This window comes from Vibrio sp. 10N.286.49.B3, assembly GCF_002873395.1.
GTDB lineage: Bacteria > Pseudomonadota > Gammaproteobacteria > Enterobacterales > Vibrionaceae > Vibrio.
The window spans coordinates 342,848-353,183 of sequence record NZ_MCUV01000035.1 but is presented as its reverse complement, the minus strand read 5'-3'; the positions used below and the strand labels follow the sequence as shown (position 1 = coordinate 353,183).

Below are 10,336 nucleotides of genomic sequence, written 5' to 3'. Positions count from 1 at the left end.
GTTTAAACAGTATCGAAACCTTGTTGCGCCCTTAGCTCAGCTGGATAGAGTACCTGGCTACGAACCAGGCGGTCGGAGGTTCGAATCCTCCAGGGCGCACCACCTTTGACAAAAAAGCCTCGCTATTGCGAGGCTTTTTTGTATCTATTATCATTTCAATGCCTTAGATTTTCTCTCTCTCTCTCTCTCTCTCTCTCTCTTTCTCTTTCTCTTTCTAGTTATTCCTCTTATATCCATCTTTTATCCAATGTACGTTGATCATGACAAATCAAATTTTGATCGAAAAATAACTTAGGTTGTTATGTTTTCTGGTGGCAGGAATAGTGTCAATGACTGTTAATTTATTAGTGTGGATGTGTGTTTTTGTGATCAAAATGGGTTTAAAGTTCAATACTTCATTAAACAAAATTGACAAATTCCAGTTAGACGAGATAATCAGGGATTAGTGACAATCTAGCGCATTAATTATACTGATTAATCCCCTTTGTCAGGATGACTAAGAAAGGAAGTTATATGTCAAACATTGGAAGTTTGCTAGGCGATGCAGCAACCTTAATGATCACCGGAATGTCTGTAGTATTTATTTTTCTCACCATTCTTGTGTTTCTTGTTCGGATGATGTCAAAGCTACTGCCAGAAGAAGTAGTATGCTCCCCGAGCACAGTCATACCCAAAAAAAACACTCAAACACAATCAACCCCTTCTGCTGTTAGTCCACAGGTAGTGGCGGCAATATCGGCTGCGGTTCATCAATATCGCACACCTACTGCTAAGTAGTACTTTAAAGGATTTTAAAAAGGAGTTTATGAGAATGTCTAAACCATTAGCGATTACTGATGTTGTACTTCGTGACGCCCACCAATCCCTCTTTGCTACGCGTATGCGTGTTGAAGATATGTTACCAATAGCTGCTGAGTTGGATAAAGTTGGCTACTGGTCTCTTGAAACTTGGGGAGGAGCCACGTTTGATTCTTGTATCCGCTTTTTAGGTGAAGATCCTTGGGAGCGTTTACGTGCATTAAAAAAGGCAATGCCTAATACTCCAATGCAGATGCTGTTACGAGGTCAGAACTTATTAGGTTACCGTCACTATGCAGATGATGTTGTCGAAAAGTTTATTGAGCGTGCTCACAACAATGGTATGGATGTATTTCGTATCTTTGATGCGATGAATGATGTGCGTAACTTTGAAACTGCAGTTAAGGCGACGATAAAAACGGGTGGCCATGCTCAAGGTACATTGTCATACACAACCAGCCCAGTTCATAACACCAATACTTGGGTTGATTTGGCTAAGCGCTTAGAAGATCTTGGTTGTCATTCGTTGTGTATTAAGGATATGTCAGGATTATTAAAACCTTACGAAGCAGAAGAGCTGATTACAAGAATAAAAGCATCGTGTGATGTACCGCTTGCTCTGCATTGTCATGCAACGACGGGCTTATCAACAGCGACAGCAGTTAAAGCTGTAGAAGCAGGGATTGATATTCTTGATACTGCGATCTCTTCAATGAGCCAAACTTACGGTCATACGCCAACAGAAACCGTTGTCGCTATGCTAGAAGGTACAGAGCGAGATACAAACCTTAAACTTGAGCAAATAGAGCCAATTGCTGCCTATTTCCGTGAAGTAAGGAAGAAATACGCAAAATGGGAAGGCCAGATGAAAGGGGTCGACTCGCGTATTCTTATTGCTCAGGTACCAGGCGGAATGCTGACCAATATGGAAGGTCAATTAAAAGAGCAGGGCGCAGCTGATCGCCTTGATGAAGTATTAGATGAGATCCCTAAAGTTCGTAAAGATCTAGGCTATATCCCTCTTGTTACTCCAACTTCACAGATTGTCGGAACTCAGGCCGTTATTAATGTACTGACGGGTCAGCGCTATAAGAGCATTACTAAAGAGACGGCAGGGGTACTCAAGGGAGAGTATGGGCAAGCACCAGCAGAAGTGAATCTAGAGTTGCAGGCTAAGGTTCTTGAGGGCGGTGAAGCGATCACGTGTCGACCAGCGGATCTTATTGAACATGAGCTTGATAGCCTAACGACTGAGTTACTTGATCTTGCTAAAAGTGAAGATATCTCACTAGCAGAAGACAGTGTCGATGATGTCCTAACTTATGCTCTATTCCCTCAGGTTGGTTTGAAATTCTTGAAAAACCGCAATAATCCTGATGCATTTGAGCCAGCGCCAACACTTGAAACTGCTCCAACTACGGCGCCTGCGGTTAGTGCGCCAGCAAAAACAGGCATTGAGAGCTATAGCGTTAAAGTTGATGGACAAGTTTATGATGTTGAAGTCGGTGCTCAGGGTGAACTCACCTCGGTAGCTCCTGTTGCTAAACCTGCTATTTCAGCGTCTCCTGTTGCAGCGAGTGAAGCGGAAGCGATCCCTGCACCATTGGCTGGTAATATTTTTAAAGTCAATGTACAAGCAGGAAGTGAAGTTGCGGAAGGTGATGTTCTGATCATTTTAGAAGCAATGAAGATGGAGACAGAAATCCGAGCTGCTCGTGGCGGCATAGTGCAAGATTTAATTGTTAAAGAAGGTGATGCCGTTACCGTTGGTTCGCCTTTATTAAACCTTGCCTAGGGAGCTTTGATTCATGGAAGGATTAATGATCTTATGGTCAGAAACAGGGATTGCAAACTTTGAGTTCGGGCAATTATGCATGATGCTCGTGGGTTGCCTATTACTGTTTTTGGCAATTAAAAAAGGATTTGAGCCATTACTACTGCTACCTATAGGGTTCGGTGCAATACTGGCCAATATTCCTAATGCAGGGTTTACAGAGCCTGGTGGCTTGTTGTATTACGTTTATTATATCGGAATAGAAACTGGCATATTTCCTCTGCTCATCTTTATGGGCGTAGGGGCAATGACCGATTTTGGAGCGCTAATTGCGAATCCGAAAACACTATGGTTAGGCGCTGCCGCTCAGTTTGGTATTTTTGCAACGCTGTTTGGTGCGATTTTACTCAACTATGTTCCTGGTATTGAATTTAGCATGGAGGATGCTGCTTCTATTGCCATCATTGGTGGAGCAGATGGTCCGACCGCTATCTTCTTAGCTAGCCGCTTATCTCCTGATTTATTAGGGGCAATTGCGGTGGCAGCTTATAGCTATATGGCTCTAGTCCCTATTATTCAGCCTCCGATAATGAAAGCGTTAACGAGCCCGGAAGAGCGAAAAATACAGATGGCGCAACTGCGTCCAGTCAGTAAAGCGGAAAAAACGCTATTTCCTCTTGCGGTACTTGTGATGACTATTCTCTTTTTACCTTCTGCAACGCCACTTGTGGGGATGTTTTGTTTAGGTAACCTAATGAGAGAAGCTGGCGTTGTCGATAGGCTGTCTAAAACCGCTCAAAATGAGTTGATTAATATCGTAACAATCTTCTTAGGTTTAGGTGTTGGCTCGAAACTGCAAGCCGATACATTCCTAAACTTAGAAACCCTCGGTATTTTAGGTTTAGGCGCTGTGGCATTTAGTATTGGTACAGCAACAGGCATACTGATGGCTAAGTTGCTCAATAAGTACTCGCAAGAAGATATTAACCCATTGATTGGTGCTGCTGGCGTTTCAGCGGTTCCAATGGCTGCAAGGGTAGTGAACAAAGTAGGGCTTGAAGCTAACCCACAAAACTTCCTACTAATGCATGCTATGGGGCCAAATGTTGCCGGTGTATTAGGTTCAGCGGTTGCTGCGGGTATTTTGCTTGCTCTAGTTGGCTAGCAGAAACATAAATAACGACGGCTCTTGTTTAACCCAAGCGCTAAAATCGTTTATAGTCAGAGGGATGCTATTTAGCATCCCTTTTTTATTATCTTTTTTAGAGTGACCAATGTTAGAACTATTTAATACAACTTTTGAGCACGTTGCTTTGTGGTTTTCTGATTCAGCATTGTGGGTCTTGTTTATTACCGGTTTTTTAAGTGCCACATTATTACCAGGCGGCTCAGAAGCCGGTTTAGTGGCGACATTGAGCTTGGATCAATTTTCAGTATTTTCGGTAATCGTCGTTGCGACATTAGGTAATACATTAGGTGGGTTAACCAACTATTGGCTCGGTTTATGGCTACCGAATCGAACTCAAAAAGAGAAACATGGTCATAAAGCACTGCAGTGGTTAGAAAAATATGGCTATTGGTCGCTACTGTTTAGCTGGCTACCGATTATCGGTGATCCATTATGTTTGGCCGCAGGCTGGCTACGCATGAAGTTTTTACCCTGTGTTATTCTCATTAGTATAGGAAAAGCCGTTCGTTACTCTTTGTTAGCGGCGATTTATTTAGGTCTATTTTAAGGCGCTTTACTCTTCAACCCCATTATATCGAATAGATACCAGTATTCGATTCTTCTTAAGGACAGATTATGAAAAAGCATTGGTTAAGTACTTTTTCTTTGGTCGCATTATATGGCTGCAGTACTGATATTCCAGCGCCAGTTATTGATCACAATGTACCGTCAGGCATTACGTTTATAGAACAAGCAAAGCAAGAGAAGGGTAAAGTACAGATACCTTATAGTAAGTATCAACTTGATAATGGGTTAACTGTTATTCTTTCTCCAGATCACTCTGATCCATTGGTCCATGTTGATGTCACTTATCACGTTGGTTCAGCGCGAGAAGAGATTGGTAAGTCAGGTTTTGCGCATTTCTTTGAGCATATGATGTTCCAAGGTTCAAAGCACGTCGGTGACCAGCAGCATTTTAAAATCATCACTGAAGCTGGTGGTACATTAAACGGAACAACAAACCGTGATCGTACCAATTACTTTGAAACGGTTCCTGCGAATCAACTAGAAAAAATGCTTTGGTTAGAGTCCGATAGAATGGGCTTTTTGCTTGAGGCGGTGTCACAAGAGAAGTTTGAAATACAGCGTGATACGGTAAAAAATGAACGAGCACAAAACTATGATAATCGACCATACGGATTAATGTGGGAGCGAATATCAGAAGCGATGTTCCCTGAAGGACACCCCTATTCATGGCAAACCATTGGCTATGTGGAAGATTTAGATCGTGTTGATGTGAATGATCTAAAAGCTTTCTTTTTACGCTGGTATGGTCCAAATAATGCTGTGATCACGATTGGGGGAGATATTGATAAAGAGCAAACATTAGAGTGGGTGAATCAATATTTTGGCACCATTCCTCGTGGGCCTGAGGTGTTCGATGCACCAAAACAGCCAGTGACATTAAGTGAAGATCGCTATGTGACATTAGAAGATCGCATCCGTCAGCCGATGGTATTAATTGGTTGGCCTACGACATATCGTGGTGATGATAATCAAGCCTCGATTAATGCACTTGCTAATGTATTAGGCAGTGGAACAAACAGTTACCTGTATCAGAATCTGATTAAAACACAAAAAGCGATCAATATTGGCGCCTATCAAGATTGTGCTGAGTTGGCTTGTACTTTATATGTATATGCCATGGGACCTGATGGAGAAAAAGGCGATCTTAGCCAATTAAACGATGCTGTTATGCAGACGTTAATGCAGTTTGAAAAGCAAGGTGTGACTCAAGATAGACTCGATCAAATTACAGGTAAGTCGGAAGCTAATGCCGTGTTTTCTTTGCAGAGTGTCAAAGGAAAAGTTTCACGTCTAGCATCCAATGAGACCTTTTATGGTCAGCCTGATCGCATTGAAGAACAACTAGAACAAATTCGTGCGGTGACTCCAGAATCTGTGCAGGCGGCTTATGATAAGTTTATTAAAGATAAGCCGAAGGTAACGTTAAGTGTTATTCCTCAAGGTCAACTCTCTCTTGCAGTAAAAGAAGCCACATTTATTGCGCCTCCTCGTACGCTGCCGACTTATGAAAAAGTAACAGAGCAAGATCTTGATTATCGTCAAGTGAGTGATAGCTTTGATCGCTCAGTTACTCCACAAGCCGCTCAGAGTGTTAAAGCAACCATACCCACGTTATATAAGCAGAGCTTTGCTAATGGGGTGGAATTAATAGGTACGCTCAGCGCAGAAACACCAACGGTTCAGATGCAAATTCAATTACCCGCTGGTAACCGTTATGTTGAGCAAGGCAAGGAAGGATTAGCAAGCTTAACAGCAGCTTTAATGGAAGAGGGGACAAAGAACCTTTCCATTGAAGCAATTCAAGCAGAGTTAGATAAATTAGGCAGTGAAATTAGTTTTAGTGCCAACTCTTATAGTACTAATGTAACCATTTCATCATTAACCAAGCAGCTCCCAGAAACATTAGCATTGGTTGAAGATATGTTATTTTCGCCAGCTTTTGAGCAGAGTGATTTTAATAGAGTAAAACAGCAGATGTTAGAAGGTGTCATTTACCAGCACCAACAACCAAGCTGGATGGCCTCTCAAGCAACACGTCAGATTTTATATGGCGATACTCTTTATGCTCGCTCGAATGATGGTACAGAAGCATCGTTAGCAGCCTTAACACTGGATGATGTAAAACAGTTCTACCGCCAAAATTACACTCCTGATGGTGTTGAAATTGTTGTGGTTGGCGATATTGAACAGAATGATATCAGAAAGCAACTAAGCTTTATTGAGCAGTGGCAAGGACCAAAGCAAGGTACTTTAATCTCTCAAGAACTTAAACCTAACTCAGAGCAGGCTATTTATTTAGTTGATAAACCCAATGCACCACAGAGTATCGTACGAATGGTACGTCAAGGTTTGCCATTTGATGTGACTGGAGAGCTTTACTTAAGCCAGTTAACCAACTTTAATTTAGGTGGTAACTTCAATAGTCGCATTAATCAAAACTTACGCGAAGATAAAGGTTACACCTATGGAGCGAGTGGTTACTTTGCCAGTTCTCGAGAAGTTGGTGCCGTTGTCTTTAATGCTCAAGTACGCGCAGATGCCACCATTGCATCTTTGCTTGAGTTACAAAAAGAATTAAGTCTATTTAGCTCAGCTGGTTTGACGGATGAAGAAGTGCAATTTATGCGTTTAGCGGTCGCGCAGCAAGATGCACTAAAGTATGAAACACCATCACAAAAAGCAGCATTGCTGAGTAATATTCTTACCTTTGATTTAGACGATGATTACTTGCAGCAACGCAATCATATTGTCGATACGGTTGATAAAGCAACACTGAATGATTTGGCCAAGAAATGGTTCAATCCGCAAGATTATCAAATTATTATTGTCGGTGATGCGAAATCATTGCAACCTCAGCTTGAAAAACTAGGTATAGCAATAAAAGAGCTTGAAATCATACGTTAGAGAATATATTAAAGGGAGAGGTTTAACGCACCTCATTAAGTATTTTGGTAGATAGGTTTTTTTAATGAACTATCTGCCAATTTATTCACCACCAAATTTCGTTTGTTCAAATAGAGCAATATAAAATAAGTGAACTTAATTTTGACTGATTTTACAACGCGACTTCAGCAAGTCGCTACTAACCCTACTGTATTCTCACAATTTGGCAGAGGTGTAGAACGTGAAACATTACGTTATAGTGCTGAGGGGCACCTTGCCGTGACACCTCACCCAAAGGCATTGGGATCGGCGCTAACAAATAACTGGGTAACGACAGATTTCTCAGAATCATTATTAGAGTTCATTACGCCTGTATCAAATGAAGTATCTACCCTTATTTCACAGTTATCAGATATTCACCATTTTGCTCAAACTAAAGTGGGTTCAGAGAAGTTCTGGCCATTGTCGATGCCTTGTTATGTTGGTAACGAAGAGGATATCCAACTGGCTCAATACGGCACATCAAATAATGGCAGAATGAAAACGCTTTACCGCGAAGGGCTAAAGCACCGCTATGGCAGTTTGATGCAAGTTATCTCTGGCGTTCATTTTAACTTTTCTTTTCCTGAATCTTTTTGGGATGCTTTATATGGTGAGCAAGAACAAGCTCAACGAGAGCATTCAAAATCGGAAGCTTACTTTGGTTTGATTCGTAATTATTACCGCTTTGGCTGGCTGCTTCCTTACTTATTTGGCGCATCTCCTGCACTTTGCTCTTCTTTTTTACAAGGCAAAGAGACAAAACTACCTTTTAAAAAGATCGGTGAGACACTCTATCTACCTCAAGCGACCTCTTTACGCTTGAGTGATTTAGGTTATACCAATAGTGAGCAGAGCGGGCTTAAAATTGGCTTTAATAGCCTTGATGAGTATCTAGAGGGGCTAAATAAAGCCATTCATACACCATCAGAAGAGTTTGCTAAAATAGGGGTCAATGTTGCAGGTCATCATCGTCAATTAAACAGCAATGTTTTACAGATAGAGAATGAGCTCTATGCCCCGATCCGCCCTAAACGTGTGGCTAAAAATGGAGAAAAGCCATCGGAAGCTTTAGCGCGCTCAGGTGTTGAATATATCGAAGTACGTTCATTAGATGTTAATCCATTTAGCCCTGTGGGAATCACCGAAGATCAGGTTCGTTTCCTGGATCTCTTTTTAACTTGGAGTGTATTGTCAGACTCCGCACCTATGGATAACTGCGAATTGGCATGTTGGCACGAAAACTGGAATAAAGTGATTTTAGAAGGGCGTCAGGTTGGTTTAGAGCTACAGATCGGCTGCCAAGGTGAAAAGTTGAGTTTGCAAGACTGGGCAAAACGAGTATTTGCCGATTTAATGGTGATTGCAAAAACTATGGATTCCCAGCTACAAGGTAATGAATACCAAAAGACATGTGAAAAGTTTAGTGAGTGGATTGATAACCCTGAATTGACGATTTCGGCTCAGTTGTTAGAAAAAACAAAACAGTACGGTAGCTTAGGTAAGGTTGGTTGCGTACTGGGTGATGAGTTTAGTCAGAGGCACTCTCAGCACCAATACCAAGTGTACAGCCGTGAGTTAATGGAACAAGAAGTTGAGCGTTCACGCCTTGCTCAAGCAGAGATAGAGCAAGCAGATAAGGTATCATTTGATAGTTTTCTTGCTGAGTATTTCTCATACTTAGATAAAGCATAAATAAAATGGATAGATGCATCATCACTCTTACTCTTGATGGTGCATGTTTAACATACAATCTTGTTGAATGGAATAAACAGTATTTAAATGAAAAATAGAGCAATGTTAATATCACGACAATATTATCAGCGTGCGCTCATTGCCCTAGGCTGTATCGTATTACTGGCAGGGTGTGCAACAGCACCACCGAAAAAACAAGATGACCTTTGTGATATTTTTCGTGAAAAGTCTGGCTGGTATAAAGATGCTCTCGCGATGGAGAAAAAGTGGGGAACGCCTATCCAGGTTGCCATGGCTTTTGTTAAGCAAGAAAGCAGCTTTCGCCACGATGCACGTCCACCGAAAAAATACGTACTAGGGTTCATTCCTTGGGGAAGGACTAGTAGTGCCTATGGTTATGCTCAAGCACAAGACGCTGCCTGGTCTGATTTTCAAAAAGAAACCAAGCATGGTGGCTCCAGAACTAATTTTGATGATGCGTTGATGTTTATTGGTTGGTACACAACGGGTACACAGCAACAGCTTAAAATATCAAAGTGGGACACTTACAATCAATACCTGGCTTATCATGAAGGGCGTGGCGGTTATCAGCGTAATACATATAACCAGAAGCCATGGTTGATCAATATTGCTCGCAGAGTTGAGCAGCAAGCAAATGAATATGGCTGGCAGTTGAAGCAGTGTCGTCAAGAGCTGGATAAAAAACGTAGCTGGTTTTTTTAATGGATAACAATGCAAGGAAGAATCAAAATGCCATTACTTGATAGTTTTACCGTCGATCATACAAGAATGAACGCTCCAGCAGTACGAGTTGCTAAAACAATGCAAACCCCAAAAGGCGATACGATAACCGTCTTTGATTTACGTTTTACTGCGCCGAATAAAGATATCTTATCGGAAAAGGGTATACACACTTTAGAGCATTTATACGCAGGCTTTATGCGTGCACATTTAAATGGTGACAGTGTTGAGATTATCGATATTTCACCAATGGGATGTCGTACAGGTTTCTATATGAGCTTAATTGGTACACCGAGCGAAAATGCAGTCGCAGAGGCTTGGCTAGCCGCGATGGAAGACGTATTGAAAGTATCAGACCAAAATGCGATTCCTGAGCTAAATGAATATCAATGTGGCACCGCAGCAATGCATTCGCTACAAGAGGCACAAGAGATTGCTAAGGCTATTATTGATTCTGGTATCGGAACCAATAGCAATGATGAGTTGGCTTTACCTGAGAGTATGCTGCAAGAGTTAAAGGTTAACTAAATTATAATTAGCATTACTCAACCTCTAAATAAAAAGACCTTGATTCGCTCTGAGCACTCAAGGTCTTTTTTGTTGTTTTGTATCGGCTAACTTAATCGTAAGGCGTTAAATTGCCTTATGCT

The 10,336-nt window shown here is 41.6% G+C and carries 8 protein-coding genes and 1 tRNA gene; all 9 read left to right on the top strand.

Features of this window, described 5'->3' with window-relative positions:
* Positions 1–25: 25 nt before the first annotated feature.
* The 9 genes from BCU68_RS13780 to luxS all read left to right on the top strand — a co-directional run bounded on the left by BCU68_RS13780 (position 26) and on the right by luxS (position 10,214).
* A tRNA-Arg gene (locus tag BCU68_RS13780) sits at positions 26–102 on the top strand.
* A gap of 411 nt (positions 103–513) precedes the next feature.
* Positions 514–777: an oxaloacetate decarboxylase subunit gamma gene (locus BCU68_RS13775; protein ID WP_102565318.1), complete on the top strand. Its 264-nt coding sequence runs from the start codon at positions 514–516 to the stop codon at positions 775–777.
* 34 nt (positions 778–811) lie between these two features.
* Entirely contained in the window at positions 812–2,593 is a 1,782-nt protein-coding gene (oadA, locus tag BCU68_RS13770) for a sodium-extruding oxaloacetate decarboxylase subunit alpha (protein WP_102565317.1), read from the top strand.
* 13 nt (positions 2,594–2,606) lie between these two features.
* Positions 2,607–3,737 carry a sodium ion-translocating decarboxylase subunit beta gene (locus BCU68_RS13765; protein ID WP_102565316.1) on the top strand — a complete coding sequence of 377 codons (1,131 nt, stop codon included), beginning with the start codon at positions 2,607–2,609 and terminating at the stop codon, positions 3,735–3,737.
* A gap of 109 nt (positions 3,738–3,846) precedes the next feature.
* Entirely contained in the window at positions 3,847–4,308 is a 462-nt protein-coding gene (locus tag BCU68_RS13760; protein ID WP_102565315.1) for a YqaA family protein, read from the top strand.
* A gap of 68 nt (positions 4,309–4,376) precedes the next feature.
* Positions 4,377–7,232, top strand: coding sequence for a pitrilysin family protein (locus BCU68_RS13755; protein ID WP_102565314.1), 2,856 nt, complete (start codon positions 4,377–4,379; stop codon positions 7,230–7,232).
* 141 nt (positions 7,233–7,373) lie between these two features.
* Positions 7,374–8,945, top strand: a complete 1,572-nt coding sequence (gene gshA / locus BCU68_RS13750; protein WP_102565333.1) for a glutamate--cysteine ligase — start codon at positions 7,374–7,376, stop codon at positions 8,943–8,945.
* Between the two features lie 102 nt (positions 8,946–9,047).
* Positions 9,048–9,668, top strand: a complete 621-nt coding sequence (locus BCU68_RS13745) for a hypothetical protein (RefSeq protein ID WP_102565332.1) — start codon at positions 9,048–9,050, stop codon at positions 9,666–9,668.
* Between the two features lie 27 nt (positions 9,669–9,695).
* Positions 9,696–10,214: an S-ribosylhomocysteine lyase gene (gene luxS, locus BCU68_RS13740; RefSeq protein WP_102565313.1), complete on the top strand. Its 519-nt coding sequence runs from the start codon at positions 9,696–9,698 to the stop codon at positions 10,212–10,214.
* Positions 10,215–10,336 lie beyond the last annotated feature (122 nt).

Bases quoted from the DNA above. Each gene is read 5' to 3' on its own strand.
- BCU68_RS13760 (WP_102565315.1), top strand. From the start codon at position 3,847: ATGTTAGAACTATTTAATACAACTTTTGAGCACGTTGCTTTGTGGTTT.
- oadA (WP_102565317.1), top strand. From the start codon at position 812: ATGTCTAAACCATTAGCGATTACTGATGTTGTACTTCGTGACGCCCAC.
- BCU68_RS13765 (WP_102565316.1), top strand. From the start codon at position 2,607: ATGGAAGGATTAATGATCTTATGGTCAGAAACAGGGATTGCAAACTTT.
- BCU68_RS13775 (WP_102565318.1), top strand. From the start codon at position 514: ATGTCAAACATTGGAAGTTTGCTAGGCGATGCAGCAACCTTAATGATC.
- luxS (WP_102565313.1), top strand. From the start codon at position 9,696: ATGCCATTACTTGATAGTTTTACCGTCGATCATACAAGAATGAACGCT.
- BCU68_RS13745 (WP_102565332.1), top strand. From the start codon at position 9,048: ATGTTAATATCACGACAATATTATCAGCGTGCGCTCATTGCCCTAGGC.
- BCU68_RS13755 (WP_102565314.1), top strand. From the start codon at position 4,377: ATGAAAAAGCATTGGTTAAGTACTTTTTCTTTGGTCGCATTATATGGC.